General features: G+C 58.8%; 21 protein-coding genes and 1 other RNA gene. 2 read left to right on the top strand and 20 right to left on the bottom strand.

Annotated elements, in window-relative coordinates; translation table 11 throughout:
- Positions 1-187: 187 nt before the first annotated feature.
- The 4 genes from AB5Y64_RS06050 to radC are packed head-to-tail and all read right to left on the bottom strand — an operon-like array spanning position 188 to position 1,306.
- Positions 188-331, bottom strand: a complete 144-nt coding sequence (locus tag AB5Y64_RS06050) for a hypothetical protein (RefSeq protein WP_167332170.1) — start codon at positions 329-331, stop codon at positions 188-190.
- Complete coding sequence (locus AB5Y64_RS06045; protein WP_021230273.1) at positions 328-468, bottom strand: hypothetical protein; 141 nt, start codon at positions 466-468, stop codon at positions 328-330. Before AB5Y64_RS06045 ends, AB5Y64_RS06050 begins: the two co-directional genes overlap by 4 nt.
- Before the next feature lie 5 nt (positions 469-473).
- The gene (locus AB5Y64_RS06040) at positions 474-842 is read right to left on the bottom strand and encodes a DUF2787 family protein (RefSeq protein ID WP_043852068.1); all 369 of its coding nucleotides are present in this window, start codon (positions 840-842) and stop codon (positions 474-476) included.
- Positions 839-1,306: a DNA repair protein RadC gene (gene radC, locus AB5Y64_RS06035; RefSeq protein ID WP_201922020.1), complete on the bottom strand. Its 468-nt coding sequence runs from the start codon at positions 1,304-1,306 to the stop codon at positions 839-841. Before radC ends, AB5Y64_RS06040 begins: the two co-directional genes overlap by 4 nt.
- A gap of 261 nt (positions 1,307-1,567) precedes the next feature.
- On the opposite strand from radC, the gene AB5Y64_RS06030 reads away from it, so the two are divergent.
- A complete protein-coding gene (locus AB5Y64_RS06030; RefSeq protein ID WP_024943929.1) occupies positions 1,568-1,945 on the top strand; it encodes a hypothetical protein in 378 nt (125 codons plus the stop codon).
- A 268-nt stretch (positions 1,946-2,213) separates the two neighbouring features.
- Here AB5Y64_RS06030 and AB5Y64_RS06025 read toward each other — a convergent pair whose 3' ends face one another.
- Genes AB5Y64_RS06025 through AB5Y64_RS05995 form a run of 7 tightly spaced genes read right to left on the bottom strand, consistent with a single transcriptional unit; the run spans position 2,214 to position 10,190 of the window.
- The gene (locus tag AB5Y64_RS06025) at positions 2,214-5,396 is read right to left on the bottom strand and encodes a type I restriction endonuclease subunit R (RefSeq protein WP_368203473.1); all 3,183 of its coding nucleotides are present in this window, start codon (positions 5,394-5,396) and stop codon (positions 2,214-2,216) included.
- Positions 5,393-5,782 (bottom strand): HI0074 family nucleotidyltransferase substrate-binding subunit, encoded by a 390-nt coding sequence (locus tag AB5Y64_RS06020; protein ID WP_335863807.1) that lies wholly within the window; start codon positions 5,780-5,782, stop codon positions 5,393-5,395. Before AB5Y64_RS06020 ends, AB5Y64_RS06025 begins: the two co-directional genes overlap by 4 nt.
- A gap of 9 nt (positions 5,783-5,791) precedes the next feature.
- Complete coding sequence (locus tag AB5Y64_RS06015) at positions 5,792-6,091, bottom strand: nucleotidyltransferase family protein (RefSeq protein ID WP_111901650.1); 300 nt, start codon at positions 6,089-6,091, stop codon at positions 5,792-5,794.
- 8 nt (positions 6,092-6,099) lie between these two features.
- Positions 6,100-6,513, bottom strand: a complete 414-nt coding sequence (locus AB5Y64_RS06010; protein WP_111901651.1) for a nucleotidyltransferase domain-containing protein — start codon at positions 6,511-6,513, stop codon at positions 6,100-6,102.
- Positions 6,503-6,919 (bottom strand): hypothetical protein, encoded by a 417-nt coding sequence (locus tag AB5Y64_RS06005; protein ID WP_111901652.1) that lies wholly within the window; start codon positions 6,917-6,919, stop codon positions 6,503-6,505. Before AB5Y64_RS06005 ends, AB5Y64_RS06010 begins: the two co-directional genes overlap by 11 nt.
- Entirely contained in the window at positions 6,916-8,232 is a 1,317-nt protein-coding gene (locus AB5Y64_RS06000) for a restriction endonuclease subunit S (RefSeq protein ID WP_368203470.1), read from the bottom strand. The genes AB5Y64_RS06005 and AB5Y64_RS06000 overlap by 4 nt, the downstream gene beginning before the upstream one ends.
- The gene (locus tag AB5Y64_RS05995) at positions 8,229-10,190 is read right to left on the bottom strand and encodes an N-6 DNA methylase (protein ID WP_368203469.1); all 1,962 of its coding nucleotides are present in this window, start codon (positions 10,188-10,190) and stop codon (positions 8,229-8,231) included. The genes AB5Y64_RS06000 and AB5Y64_RS05995 overlap by 4 nt, the downstream gene beginning before the upstream one ends.
- Positions 10,191-10,782: 592 nt before the next feature.
- Between AB5Y64_RS05995 and AB5Y64_RS05990 the strand changes: the two genes are divergently transcribed.
- Positions 10,783-13,440 carry a phage/plasmid primase, P4 family gene (locus AB5Y64_RS05990; protein ID WP_368203467.1) on the top strand — a complete coding sequence of 886 codons (2,658 nt, stop codon included), beginning with the start codon at positions 10,783-10,785 and terminating at the stop codon, positions 13,438-13,440.
- Between the two features lie 196 nt (positions 13,441-13,636).
- Here the strand turns inward: AB5Y64_RS05990 and AB5Y64_RS05985 are convergent, their stop codons facing one another.
- From AB5Y64_RS05985 to AB5Y64_RS05945, 9 genes are all read right to left on the bottom strand, one after another.
- A complete protein-coding gene (locus tag AB5Y64_RS05985) occupies positions 13,637-14,776 on the bottom strand; it encodes a site-specific integrase (RefSeq protein WP_201921997.1) in 1,140 nt (379 codons plus the stop codon).
- Between the two features lie 84 nt (positions 14,777-14,860).
- Positions 14,861-14,957: signal recognition particle sRNA small type (gene ffs / locus AB5Y64_RS05980), an RNA gene on the bottom strand.
- 102 nt (positions 14,958-15,059) lie between these two features.
- Positions 15,060-15,848, bottom strand: a complete 789-nt coding sequence (locus tag AB5Y64_RS05975; RefSeq protein ID WP_045524789.1) for a sulfite exporter TauE/SafE family protein — start codon at positions 15,846-15,848, stop codon at positions 15,060-15,062.
- A gap of 91 nt (positions 15,849-15,939) precedes the next feature.
- Complete coding sequence (gene arcD, locus AB5Y64_RS05970; protein ID WP_010674600.1) at positions 15,940-17,376, bottom strand: arginine-ornithine antiporter; 1,437 nt, start codon at positions 17,374-17,376, stop codon at positions 15,940-15,942.
- A gap of 365 nt (positions 17,377-17,741) precedes the next feature.
- Positions 17,742-18,503 (bottom strand): SDR family oxidoreductase, encoded by a 762-nt coding sequence (locus tag AB5Y64_RS05965; protein WP_219604765.1) that lies wholly within the window; start codon positions 18,501-18,503, stop codon positions 17,742-17,744.
- A 71-nt stretch (positions 18,504-18,574) separates the two neighbouring features.
- Positions 18,575-19,495: a 3-hydroxyisobutyrate dehydrogenase gene (gene mmsB, locus AB5Y64_RS05960; protein WP_368203464.1), complete on the bottom strand. Its 921-nt coding sequence runs from the start codon at positions 19,493-19,495 to the stop codon at positions 18,575-18,577.
- 27 nt (positions 19,496-19,522) lie between these two features.
- On the bottom strand, positions 19,523-20,623 hold the full coding sequence (locus AB5Y64_RS05955; protein ID WP_103244643.1) for an enoyl-CoA hydratase/isomerase family protein: 1,101 nt from the start codon (positions 20,621-20,623) through the stop codon (positions 19,523-19,525).
- Between the two features lie 86 nt (positions 20,624-20,709).
- The gene (locus AB5Y64_RS05950; RefSeq protein ID WP_010674596.1) at positions 20,710-21,501 is read right to left on the bottom strand and encodes an enoyl-CoA hydratase; all 792 of its coding nucleotides are present in this window, start codon (positions 21,499-21,501) and stop codon (positions 20,710-20,712) included.
- 118 nt (positions 21,502-21,619) lie between these two features.
- A complete protein-coding gene (locus tag AB5Y64_RS05945; RefSeq protein WP_368203462.1) occupies positions 21,620-22,777 on the bottom strand; it encodes an acyl-CoA dehydrogenase family protein in 1,158 nt (385 codons plus the stop codon).
- Between the last annotated feature and the right edge of the window lie 79 nt (positions 22,778-22,856).

Here is a 22,856-nt window from a genome sequence, read left to right as displayed (position 1 = left end):
CGAAAGGAACCCATATGACCGGCAAAAAGTGGCACTTTCGCTCGCGTCACACGGGCTTGGTCTATTGACCTGAGCCAGTGATACAAATGAAAACGGGCCGCTCCGTGATGGAGGGCCCGCAGGGGTAGTCAACCAGATGCTCTGGCTGCTCTATCTATTGGTCATGCAGGGTGCCGACCAGGGGATCTCAATGACGCGTCGACCCGCCAGGCATCCGTAATACCTTGGCCAGCTCCTCAGCGTGAGCCTTGTCACGGGCGATTAGGCGGATCATCAGGGTTCCCCCTGCAATGGCAACCAGAGTCACCGAGGTCAGGATCATTTTGTTCATGGGTAGTCCTCTTCGTTCATGTTGTAGAAGTGTGGCGGCATGTAGCGGGCCATCATCGCGTTGACGATGACCGACGCAAATGCCGTCAGGGCTGCCTTCAAGGCGTCCAGCAGCAAGGTTTTCATGAAGTCATTCATGGCGATTACTCAGGGGTTATCTTCAGGCGGTAGACCTCCATCCGGTGATAGTCGAGAAAGTTCCTCTCCCAGAGCCGGTAGAGGTCCATGGTGGTGGCCAGTGGCCGCTCTCCACTCCAGAGCTGTGATGCCAGCCCGGCGTTGAAGTCAAAATCGAGATCCTTGACCAGCTCGCCACCGAGGTAAGTGAACTCAGTAACGTAGGCCATCCCCCAGCTGCCAGCCCGTTTCTCCAGACGGATTTCGACCGGACGGTAACCACCGGTGTCGGCGGAATAATCGTGACTGCGGAAGTTGAGGGTCAGGGCGGTGGCGTCGGGGTAGCTGCCGATGATCTTGGTGAACAAAGCCTGTAGCGGTTTGGATGGGGTCATAGCAACCCCCGCTCGGCAAACGAGAAGATGTCGTGCTGTCCCACCACAAAGTGGTCGAGCACTCGCACGTCTACCATCTCAAGCAGATCCTTGAGACGAGCGGTAACAGCCTTGTCGGCATCCGAGGGGTCGACCATACCGGAGGGGTGGTTGTGGGCCAGAATGACCGCAGCGGCGTTTCTGTTAAGGGCCGCCTTGACCACCTCACGGGGGTGAACGGTGCCTGCATTGATGGTGCCGAAGAACAGCTCCTGGTAATCGAGCAGTCGGTGTTGATTGTCGAGCAGCATGACGGCGAACACTTCCCGCTCGTACTCCCCCATCTTGAGCCGAAGGAAGTCTGCTGCCGCTTTGGGTTGAGTGAAGGCATTGCCAAGATGCCGCTGTCGGCTCTCCAGAATGGCCAATGCCTGATTGATGATGTGATCGCCCTGTCCGGGTTGATCATCATAGTGTTGTGACATAACAGTAACCTCGCGTCGTTTGGGTACACGAGTTACTTATGCCAGGGGGCTTGGTTGTTATTGAATCCGAACGGAACTGGTATAAGGGGTGCAGGGGCCCACATTCACCTATGAGCCCTCTTAGAAATTTTTAGACGGATTTCACGGTTTTCCCTTTTATGACGCGATATGTTTCCACTCGTGGTCAAAAAAGAGGGATTAAAACCCACTTGAGACCAATTGTTAGCAATATCGTCTCGTTTTGTGTGAAGGAGAACACCAGTGGCAACTACTCATTTTATCCCCGCTCAGCCCAGTGAGTACGGTTACATCATTGTCGAACCAAATGACAACGGAGAAACGACCCTAGAGCGTTACCCATTGCTCGGGTACGCCGTCAAGATTACAGAAGGTGGGCCAGAAGATCTCAAGATACAGACGCTGCCGGTCTGCACAACAGGTGAGAGCTTCACCCCGAACTTCATCCAGCGCTATGACGGCACCTTCAGTCAAGCGGAAGGCGATCAACTCTGCTACTCCCTGTCAGAGATGATGAACCATTTCGGTTTCGAAGCAGATGATCTGCATACTCTGCCCCCGGCAAATGCCAAAGAGCTATCAGGATACGTCTGGCGTCCACTGCGGAACCCGCAAGGCTAATATCTGCTGATTTTGAATCTGGCCCTTTTGCCCGCCATCAAAGGCAAAGGGGTCATTTTGGATGTTCAATCTGCTGAAATTTCAGCATTTTATAGAACTTTTTCTGTATGAAATCTCGTAGAAAAAGTTCTTAAATCTGCCAAAATTTCAGCAGATCGGCAGACCTCCTCGACCTACCTAGCCTAGGATGGTGTTCCCACTTCCTTTGCTCGGTCTCGTTGCCCGCTGAAGGAGCACGTCAACCCTGACATGCACCTCCAGCAAACGCCTACTGGCTCTGTGCCCGTAATGACTGATGGCCAGCCAAGCCCTCGAGCAGCAAGTCCAGCAGCATATTCTGCAACGCCCTGGCTTTATCGGGGTGAGAGAGGTACGTCAGCGACATGCCCTGCTGGGTTTCCATTCGTCCGATAACGGCTTCATCCACTGCATTCGGGAAATCGCCATGCAGAATCGATTCCCGTGGGTTATTGCGGACCTGCTCCATCAGGGGGCCGTTCTCGCTTAGCTTGCTGACCATCCCCTGCACCCAGTCGAGCTTGTCCCCATCAGTCACGTCCAGGCCAAACAGATCGTTCATCCGAGCCAGCAGTTCGGAGAGGAAATCCTTCTTCTCCTCTTTCGGCTTGGCGCTGCCGAGGGAGGCGATCCCCTCCAGCCCATAACCGGCCGCATTCTCTTTGAGTTGCAGATCCTGTGTCCGCTTGGCCTTAAGGTGGTAGTGGCTCAGCATCACCGAGGAAAGGTCTACTTGCTCTTCATCCAGTACCTCTTCCCGCAGCAGAGGCAACAGGTGACGAGCAAAGACACACAGCCGTTCCATGTCGTAATCGTCGAAGGGGGTGATCTGGGAGACAAACTCGTAGAACCGCACATAGCCGTTGAGGTTCTTCTTGAACAGCTCCAACACCGAACGGGCTTCCCCGGCCTCTTTCAACCGCCGCTCGGCGTTGGCCTGATCACTCCCTGAGCCGCCCTGTTCGATCAGCCACTTGAGCTGGGTCCGGCACTCCCGAATAGCATCGATGGCCAGCCGGTAACGCTTGGCGAAGCGATCTCTGGCCGGAACGGCGTGCCGCAAGAAGGCATCGGCCCCCCGTTTGGGGTCGAAGTAGGCATCGGTAAACGCTACCACCTCGGGCCAGGTGAAGATCCCTTCGCCCTTGAGCTTGTGGAACAGGTCATAGATCAGGTTGGGGTCCGACACCGAGTCGAGCGTGGCGGTTTCGTAATACTTTTGGAACTCTTCCAGCACATCCTGCGGGTCGTTCACGAAGTCGAGCACATAGGTACTCTCCTTGCCCGGATAGGTGCGATTGAGCCGCGAGAGGGTCTGGATGCAGTCCACCCCGGTCAGCTTCTTGTCCACATACATGGCACACAGCTTGGGCTGATCGAACCCTGTCTGGAACTTGTTGGCCACCAGCATCACCTGATAGTCAGCCGTATCGAACGCCTTACGCATGTCCCGGCCCTTCAGCTCCGGGTTCATGTTCCGCTCGTTCCACGTCTGTCCCTCGTCCTCGATGTCGCCCGAGAAGGCCACCATGGCCCGAATGGCTTGATAACCCTGGTCCTTAACGTACTTGTCGAACGCCAGCTTGTAGCGGACCGCCTCCATCCGGCTGCTGGTCACCACCATCGCCTTGGCTTGACCGGCCAGCAGCGGTGCAACGTGCTGGCGGAAGTGCTCGACTATCACCTGCACTTTCTGGCCAATGTTGTGCGGGTGCAGCCGGACCCACTGGGATAGCTTGCGCTTGGCCTTCTTGCTGTCCACTTCTGCATCAGCCGCTTCGCTCTCCATCGCCAGCTTATAGGCCAGTTGGTAGCTGGTGTAGTTCCGCAGCACGTCAAGGATGAACCCCTCCTCGATCGCCTGGCGCATGGTGTAGACATGGAATGGCTCGGGTTTGTTCTCATCAGAAATGGGCAGATGGGGCTTGGGCGGGCGACCGAACAGCTCCAGCGTCTTGGCCTTCGGGGTAGCAGTGAAGGCGAAGTAGCTGATGTTCTGGCTGCCGCCACGGGCAGCCAAGGTCAGGTTCATCACATCCTCGGCCGAGAGCTCTTCTTCATCATTCAACTGCTCGGCCATCAACACCTCACGCAGCTGACGGGCAGTCTTGCCGGTCTGGCTGGAGTGAGCCTCGTCGGCCACCACCGCAAAGCGGCTGGCCTTCAGGCTGGAGCTCTCCTGAATCGCCTTGAGCACATGGGGGAAGGTCTGAATGGTGACGATAATGATGGGAGTGCCGCTGGTCAGTGCCTCGGCCAACTGAGCAGATTTGCTGCCATCCCCCTCTTCCCGATTAATGCGGGAGATCACCCCGGATGCGTGATCGAACTGAGCGATGGTCTCCTGCAACTGGCTATCGAGCACGGTCCGGTCGGTGACGACAATGACGGAATTGAATAGCTTATCCCCGTCACGCCGCAGCGACGCAAGCTGATGGGTCAACCAGGCGATAGAGTTCGACTTGCCAGAGCCCGCCGAGTGCTGGATCAGGTACTTCTGGCCGCTGCCTTCCTGCCGGAGGGTCGCCAACAGCGTCTCCACCACCTTCCACTGGTGATAGCGGGGGAAGATCATCGTCTCTTTCTTCTTGAGACGGCCCAGTGCGTCCTCATCCAATTTCACCTGCAGATGCAGATAGCGGCCCAGAATATTGAGGAAGGTCTCAGGCGCGAAAATCTCCTGCCATAGGTACTCGCTGGCATAGCCTGTCTCAGGCTGATCGTTCCCTGCCCCACCCTTGGCGGTGCCCCGGTTGAACGGCAGGAAGAAGGTATCTGCTCCGGCCAGCTTGGTGGTCATCGCCACCTCAAACTGATTGACGGCAAAGTGCACCAGTGCTCCGCGACGAAAAGCCAGCAAGGGCTCACGCTTGCCCGCCGTCACCAGTGGGCGGTCGAAGCGGTACTGCTGCTTGGCGTTCTCCAGGCTCTGTTTGAAGCAAGACTTGAGCTCCAGCGTTGCCACCGGAATACCGTTGAGAAACAGAGTGAGATCGAGCCGCCCCTCATAGCCATGGGGGCTATAGACCAGCTCTGGCACCACCCGCAGCCGGTTCTTGGCATAACGCTCGACGAGCTCTGGGTTAAGGTCATGGTCAGGCTTGAAAGTAGCCACTGCTAGCCGATGCCCTCTGTCCTCTACCTGATGACGGAGTAACCACAAGGTGCCCCGCTCATCGCTCTCAAGGGATCGAGCCACGGCGTTGAGCAGATGACGCTCTGGCTCCTCACCGTAGGTCTTGCAGTATTTCTGCCACCCCTCTGGCTGGCTCTCCTGCACATAGGCGATCAAATCTTCGGGGTAGAGGGCTCGCTCTTTGTCGTAGCGAGACGACTCACCGACCAGCCAACCTGATGCAGCCAGTTGCTCGATGATATGATCCTGAAAGGCCTTCTCCCGAGCCCTATTTTCCAAACTGAGGTCCTGACTCATGACTGACCCCCTCGGGCCAGCAGTACCTGATACAGCGCCTGCATCGCCGCCAGATGTCCCGGCAGCCGGCGATAGATCTCGACCGCAAGATCTTCCTTGTAGGTATGCGAGGTCAGGTTGCGATCTTTGAGCATCGACAACCAGGCCGTTTCATCGGCCAGCCAATGGGCCGCATAGGCTTGGCTCATGCACTCACGGGGGGTATTGGCTTCGATACCTTCCGCCGCCAGCGCCTTTTTCAGGGTCTTCCAGGTCAGTTCGATACAGAACTCGAAGCGTTGGATGCTGGCATCGACCACCAGCGGTTGGCTCGCGTCATAGCTCAGGGATTCGGCGAGACGTTGCAGGGCGTTGCCAAGGGCAACCAGATTCAGATCCAGACTCATTGCACTTCCTTAAGGCGTCATTCGTCGGTAGAGAGGCACCCTGTCACGCAGGATGGCCTGATACAGCAGGCTCTGGGGCGACTCCTCATCGAGTCGCACACAATCGATAGGGAGCAGGGTATCGGCCTCATCGATGATCGCCAACACCTGCTGCCATTGCGCCTCGCAGGCACCGGGGCACTCGATGGCGAGATCGATATCGGAGCGTTCACGCTGCTCACCCCGGGCTCGCGAGCCAAATAGCCAGATCGCCTCGACAAACGGTAATCTCGCCAGTGCCTGTAGAAATTGGTAATCGGCAAGCTGCATACCAGACCTCAGTATTTCTTATGCTCATTGGCTTGGCTGTAGAGAAGGAATTCCATCTGCGACATGATCCGGGCTTCTTCTCGCAGACGACGACCCAGGTCGCGGCAAAACAGTACCCGGTTGGCATCGACAATGGCAAAGGCGAGCGGAATGGGGGCCTGATTGATATCGACCACCGACAACTGCCCCTCGGCCAGCCCCAAGGCTCGCTGCCAGTCGAGAGCCAGCAACTCCGGCCGCAACCGGTTGTCGAGAAGGTCAGCTAACTTAACCGGATCAAACGCCACCGCCAGATCCCAGTCGCTATGGGGGCCTGCGGTCCCCTTGGCTTGGGAACCATAGAGCCACAACACAGCGACCTCGGGATGGGTGGCAGCGAGCTCGGACAATTGTTGCAGAATTCGATCATCGTTAAATGGCATCAGAATCCCTTACGCAACACAACTCACTGCAACGATACGATACCCACCAATTCTGTAGCTGCTTGGTTGATAAATGGCCTGCATTGTGACGTATGATTTCATTCAGATAAAAGCAAACGCTTTGTTGTGCTTCTTCGGCGACTTTGGCACATGTCGAGATATCAGGCTCAGCTCGAAGCATGAGCATATGTTGGCTTACTGCCTTGCGGATCTTCTTGTCGTACTCCTTGAGTAGCCGTCTATCAATAACCGCCACAGACTTCCCACCACGCTGTAATGGCGTTGCCAATCGATGATCAGCCTTCTTCAGCATTTTTGTGCGATCAGTTATATCCATCGCAGCCTGGTAAACCGAGGTCAGAGCTGAAATCCCACTCAAAAATAGGTTCGCCAGTTCATAACTCATACAGCCACCTCGTCGGCGGGGGTCGTCCAGCCCCGAAGATCGATCTTGCCGGTGACTGCGGCGGCAATCAGGGCTGTGCGGCGTTCTTGCATTAGTACAATAGCTTGTTCAGCTTTAGCAACTAACAGATTTAATTTTTGTTCTTCCTGAGTAACAAACTCAACTATTTCAGATTGCTCATGCAATGAAGGAAGAGCAATATTCTGATCTTTAATCATTGTTCCAGTGATCAACGGCTGAGTATTTTGATTCGCTAGTTTGTTAAGGTTCAAACTTTTCAAGTAATGTGCTGCAAAATTTACTGAAATCTTACTACTTAGTCCAATAAGCAATGCATTATCGGTAACCCAGCATTCTCCATCAACAAGATGAACGTTGCCACATAATGCCCCGACCCTTCCTACTACAAGCGGAGTTGCTTGGTTTTTATGTGACGTATAACCCATCACACCATTCCCACCAATAACCGGATAAATAGCTGATTCTGATGGTTCTAAATCAAAATGTTGATTACTAAGATATTCTCCACTGGATACTCGTAAATACCATCTGAGCGAACCAACCTTCCAATGCTCCGGCACTTGGCCTAACCACTCGACGCCGGAGTCTTTCATGGGGGCATTGGGGTTGAGGCCCTTGGTGACGGCGTGGGAGATCACTGCCTGCCGCTTCTCTTTGAGCAGTTCGATCAGCCGCTGCTGCTGGGCAATCAGCCGATCGATCCGGGCGGTTTCGTAGTCGAGGAATTCAAAAATCTTACTCTGCTCCTGTTTGCTGGGTAGCAGTAGTTCAATCAACTTAAATTCATCAGGATCTAAATCCCACTGATTTACTCTAATCCCCTTTGAACGACTCATATACTGAGTGATATAAATTGGGTTTCTCAGCAGGTAATGAACATATCTCGGGTGTGCCAACTCAAATAATTTATTGCTTGGCTCGTAGACAAAGTATGCAGGGCTAACAATTCCCTCATACTCTGAGACTGCGATGGAACCTTGCCACGCCTTCATCTTATTCATAACCAAGTCGTTAGGACGAACAAGTTGATATGGAGCCAGATCATCCGATTCTTTATTATTATTGTCATCCCGGCTAGATTTTGGAATCACACCATAATCTCGATATACGGAGAGCAACTCTTTCTCGCTATGCCCCGTTCTCTTGATACGTGAAAACAACCGGCCCACCGGAATAGTGAGCCATTCGTTCGGAATATCTCCCAACCACTCCACCCCAGAATCCTTATATTTCGGATAGGGATGATATTTGCCAGCCAACTCTTTCTGCTGGGTTGCCACTGCCTGACTCATGAATGCACCTCCGCTAGCAGTTGCATAATCTCCTTGGCCACTGCATCGAGCTCTGCATCTATAGCCGCCAGATCGCGAGGCGGCTGGTACTGGTAGAAGTGGCGGTTAAAGGGGATCTCGTAGCCAACGATACCCACCTGGCCATCGAGCGGGTCGGTTTTACTGGTGTCTATCCAGGCATCCGGCACATGGGGCAACACTTCACGCTGCAGATAGTTGTAAATATCTTCCCCCAGCGGCACATTTTCGTTATCCCGCAGATCCGGGTTGGCTTCCGGCTCGCCTTTGGCTTTACACACCTCGGCGGCGTCGTCCTGCTCAGCTAGATGGCTCACCAACAGCTTAAAGGCTGGGGCTGGCAGCTTGACCTCCCCCAGCAGCTTGGTCAGTTGCTTTTTGAATTTGTCGCGAGAGAGCAACTTGGCCTCAGCGAACTGGCCCAAGGCAGTGAGAATGGCAGACTGCAGGGTGCCATCGAGCTTGGCCCAACCCTTATCGGCAGTGAGGCTGGCAAGGCGCTCGGCATCCTGCGGATAGAACGCCAGTTTCAGCGGCCGCTCCACCATGATACGGCGATAACCGAAGGCGGTGGTGGGGAAGATCTTGGCGATGGACCCTTCTTCATAACGGCTGGCGAGGCGGACGATTTGCTCAATGGCCTCGTCGCTCAGTTGCTTACGCTTGGAGCCCAACGACTTACGCATTGGGCTGTGCATGTCGCTGGCGTTGATCAGCAGTACCTTGCCCTTACGCTCGGCCGGTTTGTGGTTCGACAGCACCCAGATATAGGTGGCGATGCCGGTGTTGTAGAACATGTCGGTGGGCAGGGCCACCAGGGTATCGAGCAGGTCGTGCTCGAGGATATAGCGGCGGATCTCGCTCTCGCCGCTACCCGCCCCACCGGTAAAGAGCGGAGAGCCGTTGAGGATGATGCCGATGCGGGCGCCCTCCGGCTTCATCTTGGCGATCAGATGTTGCAGGAACAACAGCGATCCATCGGAGACACGGGGCAGACCCGCCCCGAAGCGGCCGCTGTGGCCCTTTAGCAAGTGTTCGTCCCGGACTTGCTTCTCGACCTTCTTCCAGTCCACCCCGAATGGTGGGTTGGAGAGGCAGTAGTCGAACTTATCCAGCGACAACTGGTCGTCGGAGAGGGTGTTGCCGAGCTTGATGTTGCTGATGTCCTGCCCCTTGATCAGCATGTCGGCCTTGCAGATGGCAAAGGACTCGGGGTTGAGCTCCTGGCCAAAGGTTGCGAGACGTGCCGCCGGGTTCAGCTCGTGCAGATACTCCATGCCGCAGGAGAGGAAGCCGCCGGTGCCAGCGGTGGGATCATAGATGGTTCGCACCACGCCCGCAGTGGTCAGAGCCTCGTCATCAGCCGCAAACACCAGAGATGTGGTCAGCCGCACTATATCGCGGGGGGTGAAGTGCTCACCGGCGGTCTCATTGGAGCTTTCGGCAAACTTGCGGATCAGCTCCTCAAACACCAGACCCATGTGGTAGTTGTCGACGGTTTCGGGGGAGAGATCGACGTTGGCGAAGTTGCGAACCACCTTGTAGAGCAGGTCGGCATCTTCCAGCAGATCGATGCTGGCGGCAAAGTTGAAGTGCTCGAACACCTCGAATGCCTCACGGGAAAAGCCCCGCACATAGGCATCCAGGTTATCGCCAATCTGCTTCTCGCCAAGGTTGTCGAGGGTGAGCTTGGCGGTGTTGTAGAAGCTCTGTCCGGCGGCATTGAGCAGCAGCTTATGGCGGGCCAGCTCGGGCAGCGCCTTGGTGCTCTCGGCGGTGGCCAGCACCTTGTCACGGGTCGGGGCCAGCACGCACTCAAGACGACGTAGCACGGTGAACGGCAGAATGATGCGGCCGTACTGGGACTGCTTGAAATCACCTCGCAGGAGGTCAGCCACCGACCAGATGAGATTGGCAAGGGAGGAGATATTGGTTGTCATGGAAACCCCGTGGGACGCTCGAAATAGCGTGATCCTATCACAGCATCTGGCCTCCAGTCGTGGCCTCGGAGCAGGCTGCGTAAATCTGCCGTTTTTGATTTTCCCGTTTGGCCCACCAACAAGGGCAAAAGGGCCAATTAGGGTGCTCAATCTGCGGAAATTTCAGCATTTTATAGAACTTTTTCTGTGTGAGACTTCGTAGAAAAAGTTCTTAAATCTGCCAAAATTTCAGCAGATCGGCAGACCTCATATCCCACCTATTTGGCGGGGCGGAGGGCAGCTATCAACTTAGCAAGGAATGTCACTACATCACCTGTTGTCAATCATTAGAATATTTCATGAATAGCCGTTTTTGCGTTGTTCACAACGAAAACTCGAAATGGGACCTTGGGGAGGAAAAAAGAGGGGTTGTATTGCTTCTGCCGATCCGTATAGTCGGGGTTGTCGGCGGGCAGACGCCCCCGCACATCGCACCTTGGCTCACGCCATAGGCCCACGGGGGGCGCTGTTACCCGATCTGATTACCGCCGCTTGGAACACACTCAACCTAATTTTAGTTCCACAGCAGCGGTCATCTAAGAGGAGAGACATCATGTCTCAATTCACCAAGTTTGACCTTGAATTTGCCCTGGCCGATGCAGGCCACTCCCTGACTATCGACTTTGCTGCCATCAAAGAGCAGTTCCCCATTATGGATGTCGCCTCGGCCCTGACCGGGCAAGACGTCAAGAAAGTCGGCTCCAACACCTATCGACTGGATGATGCCAGTTGCCCACTGTGCGGCCATAATGATTGCTTCACCCTCTATCCTGACGACGATAGCTTCCACTGCTTCAGTTGCGAGGAAAGAGGCGACGTGTTCGATCTGATCGTCAAGTGCGACAAAGCCCGTAGCTCTGTTGATGCAGCCCGCTTGCTTCTGCTGGGCGAGCTGTCAGTCACCCCAACCGTTCGCAAAGTGGTGAAGCTGGAGCAGCCGATCTACACGGCCCCACCTGCTCGCCTGCAAGAACTCTTCAATCTCGCAGCTAGTCACTATCAGTCCCGTCTGGATGTAGACGAACTGATGGAGCGGCGTGGCCACTCTGAGGAGGTGTTGGTGGGGTTGGATATCGGCTTCTCCGGTGGCCTGAACAAGGTTCTGAAGGATGCAGGGTTCAGCCAAGAGGAGCGACTGGCCTCCGGTCTGGTCAAGCTTCGCAACGATGCCCCAGATCTGCTTCGTGACTTCTTCCCGAGTGGTGTCTATGTGTTCCCGCACTTCGACCGCAACGGACAAGTCAGCCGCTTCACCTTCAAGGATCCAAATAAGGGTCAACCGTACCAACTGCCGAGCCGTCATTGGCTTAACGGGGTGCAGTTCTACGGGGAAGAGTGTCTGAATGCTCCAGGTCCTGTCGCCCTGGTAGAGGGGGAGAATGACCGCCTGTCGCTGGTGGATGCCGGTTGGCCGGGCCCTGTGCTGGCGACCATTGGCACGCTGTCACAGACCCAGCTGGAGTGGTTGAAGCGTGAGCTGGCTGACCGTGACGTCGTAACCTTCTTCGACACTGATGACGCGGGCGACAAGTACCGCTCAAAGATGGCTCGGCTGGGCCTCAAGCTGACCCAAGTCAAGCTGCCAGATTGCGTGAAGGATATCGACGAATACCTGCATGGCGACAACCCCTTGCCTCTAACCGAGCTGGTGGCGGCATTCACCCTGGTTGAGCCTGTGGCTGAGGTCGAAGCCGAAGCCGAAGCCGAAGCCGAAGCCGAAGCCGAAGCCGTTCAGGACGATGATCAGCATCTGGAAGTCGTCAAGGTCCTGCCACGTACAGCCATCTTTGAAAACGAGCTCAACGATTCGGCCAACGCCGAACGGTTCGTGCAGATGCACGGGCATAACCTGAAGTTCGTCCCTGAGTTAGGTGGCTTCATCCACTTCGATGGTACGCACTGGACCCAGAATGACTTGACGCCCATGATCCTTGCTCAAACCGTGGGCAAAGAGATCCAGGAAATCGGGCAGGCGTTGATCAAGCAGGCGTGCAAGAAAGAGGAGCTGTCTTGGGCTTATGCAGTGCTCAGACACGGTTCTAGCAGCCTTAACCGGGCTGGCATTCAGAACATGTTGGAACTGGCCAAGCCGATGATGACGGCAAGACTGCACGAGCTGAACGCCAATCCGATGCTGTTGGGCACGGCGAACGGTGTCATCGACCTGAAGTCGGGTCGCCTGTTGGCACCGAGACGGGCATTCATGATGACCCACCATAGCCCGGTGGTCTACGACCCAGCTGCTGTCTGCCCGCGATGGGAGCAGTTCATCGACGAGATCTGCTGTGGTAATGCCGAGTACGCTGCCTTCCTGCAACGTTGTGTGGGCTACTGGATCACCGGCCGCACCGACGAACAGCTCCTGTTCTTCCTCCACGGGGGCGGCTGCAACGGCAAGAGTACCTTCATGTCGGTCATTCAGCAGTTGCTGGGAGAGTTCAGTCGGCAGATCAACAGTAACGTCTTGCTGTTCAACCGCAACGGCAATACCGGGCCGAACCCGTCCCTGACCAAGCTGGTGGATGCACGTCTGGTGGTCGCCAACGAGCTGCCTGAGGGGGCCCGTATGGATGAGAACTTGGTGAAGGCCATGACGGGGGATGACGTAATTGTCGCTCGTGCTCCCTACGCCAAGAAGGAGATGGAGTTCCGCCCATCCTTCTCTCTGGTGATGGTGGGCAACCACAAGCCCGAGATCCGCGATACCAGCAATGGCATGTGGCGTCGGATGCTGATGCTGCCCTTCAATGCCTCCTTCACGAAGGAACAGCTGGACCCAATGCTGATGGAGAAGCTGCGGGCCGAGATGCCCGGCATTCTGAACTGGGCCATCCAGGGCTGCCAGATGTGGCAAGAGCAGAGGCTCAAGGCATCGATTCCTGCTCGTCTCAAGCAGGATGTCGAGACCTACCGTGCCGAGTCAGATATGGTTGGCTGCTTCCTTGAAGAGTGCACCCAGGCCAGAGCAGGGGCCAAAGTGCCCATGAGCGAGGTCTACGCGGTCTACAGCCGATGGGCACAGCAGAACGGTGAATGGGCCATGAAGAAGCTGGCCCTCAAGAAGAAGCTGCTAGAAAAGGGCTATCTGATCCCCCGCTATAACAGCAAGGACACCATCATCGGGTTGACCCTGCTCGATAGCGAGATGGCTGACATGACGGTCTCAGTCCGTAGGGAGCAGCCGGAAACAGGAGCGAACTACACTGTATGACGAATGGGGGGCCTGCGGGCCCCTCTGCTGTTTTTGATTTTCCCGTTTTCCCCGCCAACAAAAGCAAAGGGCTCAAACCAAGCAATCAATCTGCAGAAATTTCAGCTATTTATAGAACTTTTTCTGTATGAGACTTCGTAGAAAAAGTTCTTAAATCTGCCAAAATTTCAGCAGATCGGCAGACCCATCCCTCCTTTTATCCGGCATCAGCAAAGGATGAGAGGGCCGCTTCTATCACCTCGCTGAGCTTCTCCAGCGAGACATCCCCACCGTATCGGTCATAGCTGATCGCCCCGTTGGTGTGACCCAAGATCGCCGCCGCATACTGCAATGGCACTCCGTGATCTTTGAGTGCTGCCCCCACGGTATGCCGCAGGCTGTGGAAGTCCTTGTCGACGGGGCGATGGCGGCTAAACCACTGCCCCCACAGGTGGCTGTAACTGTCCTGTCGATGGGGAAGCTCAGGGAAGATGCGTCCCCCTATCCTCCCCTTCACAAACTCGATGAAACCGCTCTGGAGAAGGTGCCGATGGAGAGGAACGAGACGAGCACTATTGGCCGTCTTGAGTTTCTGGTCTGGCCGTCCACTGCGAATATTCAGGCACCATATACCGTCAACCTGTTGCACATCATCGGCATAGAGCTGACAGATTTCGTTGGCACGAGCTCCGGTGAACAGACCCAGCAGAGCAATCCACCTACGGTGGGGCTCTTGCTGCTTAGCCCACCCGATAAACTTGCGACGTTCTTCCGCTGTGTACCCACTTCGTGAGTTCACCTCCTTGGCTCGCTGTAGCTTCAATCCGGCGAAGTGGTTGATGACCCCATCCTGATGGTTAGCCAGCCAGCTAAACAGCAGGGAGAGCTTCTGCAGATACTTGTTGATGGTGGTCGGACTCTTGCCGGAGTTCAGCAGGTCCTCCTTGAACTTGACCACATCCGCTTTCGCATAGTCAGCAGCCGGTCTATCACCCAGCGCCTTGATGAAGCAGCCGATGTAGTTCTTCTGGTTGCTGAGCTCTTTCGGTGCCCAAGAGAGGGCCTTCTCTTTCAGATAGCGGTCACTCAAGACCGACAACAGCGGAGCAAGCGGTTTGGCCGCCGGAGTCATCGGCTGGGCTACTGATTGCTCATGTGGGGCAACATTGACGTCTGCAGGCAACTGAATGGGCTTGGGTCTGGAACGCACACAGGCAAGCAGCTTCGCAACAGCTGCACGGGCCGTCAGCTTGTCTCGGGTATGCAGGGATTTTTTGATCTCTTTACGACGACCACAGGGGAGCGTGGTGACTTTCCGGTAATACCAGATGCCGTGGGGACTGAGCCAGAGATTCATCGATGAGCTCCTCGTCGTCCACACAAAGTGGATGACCAAGGGCTTTAGGAAGCTAACTTATTGAATTTCAGAAACAAGTGGTGGCCCTACCAGCCACATCCCGGCACTCGAGTCCCCCGCCTTGGCTGCTACCTTCCGGTCCTGACCAGGTCGACGGGTTATCAATGCGAGAGGACCAATAGGACCACCGGCGAGGAGAATAGGCAAACTGGCCCCTCAATGCAATGGCTTTCTACCGCATCACGAGCCGTTCGCCTTATTTTTCAACAATCTGGCCAAGGGTTCAGCTAAAGAGCATGAATTTGGCACCCACCAGCAACATGAGCAGGGCAAAGGCCTGCTTGAGCCGCCGGGGTGACATTCTGTGTGCCAGTCTGGCGCCCAGACGGGCAAACTGGGTGCTGGTGAGCACGATGCCAAGCAGGGCTGGCAGATAGATGAATCCGACGCTCCACTCGGGCAGATCGACGTCTCCCCAACCGGCATAGAGGTAGCTGAGGCTGCCTGCCAGGGCGATGGGCATGCTGCAGGCGGCGGAGGCGGCCACGGCGTTGCGCATGGGCACCGAATTCCAGGTGAGGTAAGGCACGGTCAGCGAGCCGCCACCGATGCCGAACAAGGCCGACATCCAGCCGATGACGGTGCCCGCGATCCCGGTACCAAGGGGGCCCGGCATGTGTCGCTCCGCTTTTGGCCTCAAATTGAGCCCCATCTGCAGGGCCATGGTCCAGGCGAAGCAGCCGATGATGATGTTGAGGGTGCTGGCGCTCAGCAGGTTGGCGGTCATGCCGCCGAGCCAGGCACCGACCAGCATGCCGGCGCCCAGGCGCCGAATCATCCCCCAGTCTACCGCTCCTGCCTCCTGGTGCGCACGCAGGGAGCTGAAACCGGTGAAGATCATGGTGGGCAGCGAGGTGCCGAGGGCCAGATGGGTGATGATCTCCGGCGCCACGCCCTGTGCGTGAAAACTCAGGACCAGCACGGGGACGATGATGAGGCCGCCGCCGATACCGAACAGCCCGGCCAGCATGCCCGCGAAGGCGCCCAACACCAGATAGCCCACAAACAGCATAAACATTCCTTCAATAACGAAACAGCGGTCAACTTGACCGCCATTATCCATAAAAAAGAGATGGCATCTTGCCATCTCTTTATTGTGCCGATTAATGCAGGGGAATGGTACCGTCCATCACCTTGTAGAACGCCAGCACGGCGCAACCGAGCAGGGCTGCCGTCATCCCCTGCTCCAGCCGGTTGAGGCTGCGCAGGCCGTGGTGCTGGCGCGCCTTCCAGTAGATGAAGATCCCCGGGCTGTAGAGCAGCGCCACCAGCAAGAGGTACTCCACTCCGGCGGCATAGACCAGCCAGCAGCCATAGACGGTGGCCACCAGGGCCAGCAGCAGGTCGCGCTTGCGCTGATGGGGCTGGCCCGCGTAGGTCTCCCCTTTCAACGCCAGCTTGAGACCGTAAGCACCGGAGAAGACATAGGGCACCAGGGCCGCCGAGGTGGCGATGTTCACCAGCGCCAGGTAGGTGCTGTTCTGGAAGTAGATGATGATGAGGAAGATCTGCACCAGGCAGGTGGAGCACCAGAGCGACACCTTGGGGGAACCGTTCTTGTTCTCCTTGGCGAACCAGGCCGGGAAGACCCCGGTCTTGCCAGCTATGTAGGGCACTTCCGCCGCCAGCACGGTCCAGCTCAGCAGGGCCCCCATCACCGAGATCACCAGGCCGATGTTGATGAGCCAGGCGCCCCAGGGGCCGACCACGGCTTCCAGGATCATGGCGGTGGAGGGGTTCTTGAGGGCCGCCAGTTGCGGCTGGTTCATGACCCCCAGGGAGAACAGGGTCACCATGACGTAGAGCGCCAGGGCCCCCAGCAGCGCCAGCACGGTGGCGCGGCCCACGTCCTTGCGATGGCGGGCACGGGCGGAGACCACCACGGCCCCCTCGATGCCGATGAAGACCCAGAGGGTCACCTTCATGGTGGACTTGACCTGATCCATCACGGAGCCGAGCTCGGGACTCCCCTGCCCCCAGAGATCCAGGGTGAAGGTCTCCATGTTGAAAGCGAGCAGGATGGCTACGCAGAAGACGATGAGGGGCACCATCTTGGCGATGGTGGTGACGATGTTCACCAGCGCCGCCACCTGGATGCCGCGCAGCACCAGGGCATGCACCGACCAGATGAGCAGGGAGGCGAGCGTGATGGCGACCGGGGTGTTGCCGTCACCGAAGATGACATTGTCCGGCGTGTCGAAGAAGTAGCTCAGCGCACTGAACACCACGATGGCGTAGGAGACGTTGGCCAGCAGCTGGCACAGCCAGTAACCCCAGGCGGCGTTGAAGCCGACGAAATCCCCGAACCCGGCCTTGGCGTAGCTGAAGATGCCGCCATCGAGATCCGGTCGACGCATGGAGAGATTCTGGTAGACCAGGGCGAGGCAGATCATGCCGATCCCCGTGATGGCCCATCCCAGGGCGACGGCCCCGGCACTGGCGTGCGCTGCGATGTTTTGCGGCAGACTGAAAACCCCGGCACCGACCATGGAGCCGATCACCAGCGAAATGAGGGCACCCAGCCCCAGTTTCTTGTCCATCTCAAACCTGTTTTATTAGGCGGCGGCTGAGCATCCGTATTCATACAGCGCGCGACATGGGAGGGGCTAGAAATCCGTACCCCGTGAAAAAGGCGGCAACTATATTGCATGACTATTCCGGCCGCAATCCCTCTTGCCGTCAATCATGAGCCGCCTTGACCGCGCGCAATTTTACAGCACTGACCCGGGGTGCCTGTGAGCTGGTTCAAATTAAGAAAGACCCGTTGATATTTCACGACTTTTCATGATGCCGCCCCGCTTTTCAAAAGCCGGACCTGCATGGCTATGCACCCTTGCACTGGGGCCTTTCCCCTGCAAAAACGCCCCTGCTGGAGGGGCGTCAGAGAGGGTATATGCAGGGGGGACTAGAGCCTCAAGCCGCCGTCCAGCTCGATCATCCGCCCCGACAGATAGTCGTTGGCAAGGATGAACTGCACCGTCTGGGCCAGCTGCGCCGCCTGCCCCAGGGTGCCCACCGGGATGGCCTGCTGCATGCGGGCCATGGCTTCGGGTTTCATCGCCGCCGTCATGTCGGTGGCAAAGACGCCGGGGGCGATGCCCATCACCCGGATGCCGTGACGGGCCAGTTCCTTCCCCCAGGTGACCACCAGCGAGGCCACCCCCGCCTTGCTGGCGGCATAGTTGCTCTGGCCCATGTTGCCGGCCCGGGCGATGGAGGAGATGTTGATAATGACGCCCCCCTCCCCGCCGGTGGCCATCAGCGCCGCCCCCTCGCGCCCGCACAGGAAGGTGCCGGTGAGATTGACGTCGATGACGCTCTGCCACTGGGCCAGGCTCATCTTCTCCGTCAGTGCCCCCTCCTTCACCTTGATCAGCATGCCGTCGCGCAGAATGCCGGCGCAGTTGACGAGACCGTGCAGGGCCCCGAACTGATCCTTGATGGCGGCGAAGGTCGCCTCGACCTCCGGCTCGCTTGCCACGTTGCAGACAAACAGGGCGCAGCGGCCGTCACGGCTGCGCACCTCCGCCTCGGTCACCTCCAGATCGGTGCGGTTGACATCGATGAGCGCAAGTTGCGCCCCCTGCTCCGCCAGACTCAGGGCGATGGCGCGGCCTAGCCCCCTGCCCGCCCCCGTGATGGCGATGACTTTCCGTGTGATATCCATAAATGCTCCTGGTGAGATGGCCGGTGACTGTCGAGTCAAAGACTATCGGGTAAAAAGGTAGATAGCGGCCCTTAACCCGGCGCTGTCTTGTCCCGATAGAGCTCGAGGATGCTGGAGAAATCCTTGTTCTCCTGGCCCTGGCTCCCGTGCAGGTTGAAGAGGTTGCGGGCCAGGGCACCCATGGGCACGGCGCTGTGGGCATGTTCCGCCAACGCCATGGCGAGCCCCAAATCCTTGACCATCAGCCGGGTCATGAAGCCCCCCTGATAGCCACGCGACGCCGGCACGTTCTCCATTACCCCGGGCCAGGGGTTGTAGCGCTCGAGGCTCCAGTTGTTGCCCGAACTCTTGCCCATGATGGTGGAGAGCACGGCGGGATCCAGCCCCTCCTTGACCCCGAGCGCCAGCGCCTCGGCGGTGCCCGCCATGTGGATGGCAAGCAGCATGTTGTTGCACATCTTGGCTATCTGGCCGGCGCCGAGGGCCCCGGCGTGAAACAGGTTCTGCCCCATGCAGGCGAGCACGGGTTTGGCCGCCTCAAAATCCGCTTGTTCGCCACCGACGATGAAGGTGAGGGTGCCCGCCGCCGCGCCGGCCACGCCCCCCGAGACGGGGGCATCGAGAAAACGGATGCCGCGCGCCTGCGCCGCCGCCCCCACCTGACGGGCCGAGGCCACGTCTATGGTGGAGCAGTCGATGACCAGGGCGCCGGGCGGCAGGGCCGCCAGCAGATCCTGCCCGCCCCGCTCACCGGCACTCTCCCCCAGCCAGAGGCTGCGCACATGCTCGCCCGCCGGCAGCATGCTGATCACCAGCTCGCAGCCGCTCACCGCCTCCCGGGCATTGCCGGCGGCGATGCAGCCGGCCTCGATGGCGCGGTTCAGGCTCTCGGCCACCAGATCAAACACCTGCACCCTGTGCCCCGCCCTGGCCAGGTTGGCGGCCATGGGGCCACCCATGTTGCCAAGCCCGATAAACCCAATCCTTGTCATTGTGTGCTCCTTGTGTGTGATCGCATGTCAGCGGGGGCGCAAGGGGTTGTCACCCTCGGGCCAGCGATAGAAGACATCCAGCCAGGCCTCCCCCGCCTGCGGGGCCTGCCAGCGGGGTGATTTGTCCTTGTCGATGAGCAGGGCCCGTACCCCTTCCACAAAATCCCCTTTGAGTACGCAGTTGACCGAGAGGGCCAACTCGTCGGCAAACACCTCGGCCAGGGACTGGCGCCGTGCCTGCCAGAACTGGCGCCAGAGAATGGCGCGGCTGATGGGGCTGCCGCTCTGGCAGGTCTCCCACCCCTGAGCCAGCGCCGCTTCATCCAGCTCGGTGCCCTCGAGGCGTGCCAGCACCCCTTGCAGGGAGCGGCCAGCCAACAGCGCATCGATGCAAGCCTGGTGGGGCAGCAGTTCGGGAGGCGGCAATGCCTGACCAGGGACCTCCTGCAAATCGGTGAGCAGCGCCTCGATCTGCTCGCCGGGGTCGCCTGCGGACCAGTCGAGGGCGGCGAGGCGCGCCGGCAGCTCCGCCAGCTCGCGGCTCCCCATGGCATGATCCGCGAGCCCCAGGCCGATGGCATCCGCCCCGTTGAAGCGGGCCCCGGTGAGGCCGAGCCAGAGTCCGAGCCGCCCCGGCATCCTGCTCAAAAACCAGCTGGCCCCCACGTCCGGATAGAGGCCTATGGTCACCTCCGGCATGGCGAACAGACTCTTCTCGGTCACCACCCGGAACCCGGCCCCGGCAAAGAGACCGATCCCCCCCCCCATGCAGATGCCGTCCGCCACGCAAACAAGGGGCTTGCCGTAGCAGTGGATGTGGTGATCGAGCCGGTACTCCTGCAGAAAGAAATCGCGGGCATAGCCAAACAGTGCCGACTCGTTCCCCTCCTGCTTGCGGTAATAAAAGGAGCGGATGTCGCCACCGGCGCAGAATGCCTTCTCACCGGCCCCTTGCAACAACACGCAGACGATGGCCGGATCCTGCTCCCAGCGGGTCAGCGCCCCCTGCAACAACTGGATCATCTCAAGGCTCAGGGCATTGAGGGAGGCGGGGCTGTCCAGAGTCAGCATGCCGATGTGGCGGCCATCCGCCGTGGGGCGGGTCTCGATGCGCACGGGCTCAGTCATGGTCGGCCCCCGCAGACCGGGTATCTGCCCCTGCGACATGGCGGGTCGCCATCATTACCTCATTCATCCTTCACTCCTTCACTCCCTCACTCTTTCGGTTTGGATTGGTCGTAACGCCAGCGCGGGGCCCGCTTCTCCAGGAAGGCCGCCACCCCTTCGCGCTGGTTGGCATCGTCAAACAGGGCGAGAAAGAGGCTGCGCTCGAGTGGCAGCGCCGCGTCCCTGTGGGTGCTTCGCCCCTGATTGATGAGCTGTTTGCAGGCGCGCAGGGCGCTCGGGCTCTGGCGCTCCACCAGCTGGGCCATCTGCTGCGCCGCCTCCCAGGCGTGCCCCTCGGTCACCACCTCCTCCACCAGCCCCATCTCGTAGGCCAGGGTGGCGCTCACCTTCTCGCCGCAGAGGATCATCCGCTTGGCCCAGCCCGGCCCCACCAGCTCGGTGAGGCGCTGGGTGCCGCCGGCACAGGGCAGGAGCCCCACCGAGGCCTCCGGCAACCCCAGCTTGGCCTGCTGCTCGGCGATGCGGATGTCGCAGGCCAGCGCGACTTCGAGCCCCCCTCCCATGGCATAGCCGTTGATGGCGGCGATGCTGACCCCGTGAAAGCGGGCCAGCGCCTCGAAGGCGTGGCCAAAAGCCTCGGCCACCTCGCGGGCATGCGCCAGGCTGCCGTCGGCGAACATCTTGAGATCGGCGCCAGCGCAGAAGAATTTCTCTCCGGCACCGCGGATCACCAGGGCCACCACGTCGGGGCGACCATCCAGCTCCACCATCATCTGCAAGAAGGCTTTCAGGCTGGCGAGCGTCCAGGTGTTGGCGGGTGGGTGATCGAGGGTGATGTAGGCCACGTGGCCGTGATATTCGAGCCTGATCCTTGTCATTGCGTTGTCCTTGTCAAAAAAACTGCCCCATGATGACAGGGTTGAATGGAGCCAACCTGCACCTGGCTCACAAAGCATGAGGACGAGCCGACTGCGTCCTCAGAGCAGGCCCCTCCCGCTACTCCAGCGACAGGCCGGGGTCGGCCAGCAGGTGGCGGGCGATGATGAGCCGCATCACTTCATTCGTCCCTTCCAGAATGCGGTGCACCCGGGTGTCGCGCAGATAGCGCTCAAGCGGATACTCGCGGATATAACCATAGCCGCCAAAGAGTTGCAGGGCGTTGTCGCAAACGCGGTGACCCACATCGGTGGCAAAACGCTTGGCCATGGCGCACCAGGCACTCTTGTCCGGGCTGCCCTCATCGAGTTTGGCGGCCGCCTGGCGCACCAGCAGGCGGGCGGCGGCGAGCTCGGTGGCCATGTCGGCCAGGCGAAACTGCACGCTCTGGAATTCGCTGATCGGGTGTCCAAATTGCTGACGCTGGCGCACGTGCTCCAACGCGTCGTCCAGGGCCTGCTGGGCGGTGCCCAGCGAACAGCTGGCGATGTTGATGCGCCCCCCATCGAGCGCCTGCATGGCGAACTTGAACCCTTCCCCCTCCTGCCCCAGCCGGAAGCGAGCGGGAATGCGCACGGCATTGAAGTTCACCTCCCGGGTCGGCTGGCTGTTCCAGCCCATCTTTTCCTCCGCCTTGCCGTAGCTCACGCCGGGGGTCTGGGCCGGTACCATGAAGGCGGAGATCCCCTTGGCCCCCTCGCCACCGGTGCGGGCCATCACCACCAGCACGTCGGTGCTGCCGGCGCCCGAGATGAACACCTTGCTGCCATCGAGGAGGTAATCCGCGCCATCGCGCACGGCGCGGGTCTTGAGGGCCGCAGCGTCGGAGCCCGCCCCCGGCTCGGTGAGGCAGTAGGATCCCAGCAACTCGCCGCTGGCCAGCCTCGGTACCCACTCCTCGGCCACCTCGGCAAGTAACCAGCTGCCCAGCATCCAGCTCACCATGTTGTGGATGGTGAGATAGGCGGTGGTGGAGGTACAGCCCATGGCGAGGCGCTCGAAGATGAGGCTGGCATCGAGCCGGCTCAGGCCCAGGCCGTCATACTGCTCCGGGGTATAGAGGCCGCACAGGCCCAGCGCTGCCGCCTGCTTGATGGTGGGGATGGGGAATTCGTGATCCCTGTCCCAGCGCGCGGCATGGGGTTTGAGCGCCAGATCGGCGAAGGCGCCGGCCGACTCGACACAGGCCCGTTGGGATTCGGTCAGGGTAAAATCCATCTTGTTCGCTTCCTTTGTACTTGTTCCGTCGATCCGTTGCTGTCAATGGGGGCACCCGGGCAAAGTGGGCAACCCCTGC

The organism is Aeromonas sp. R5-1 (genome assembly GCF_040908265.1).
GTDB classification, from domain to species: Bacteria; Pseudomonadota; Gammaproteobacteria; order Enterobacterales; family Aeromonadaceae; genus Aeromonas; species Aeromonas caviae.
Note: the sequence above shows the minus strand (reverse complement) of the source record. Positions and strands in the feature narration are given on the sequence as shown.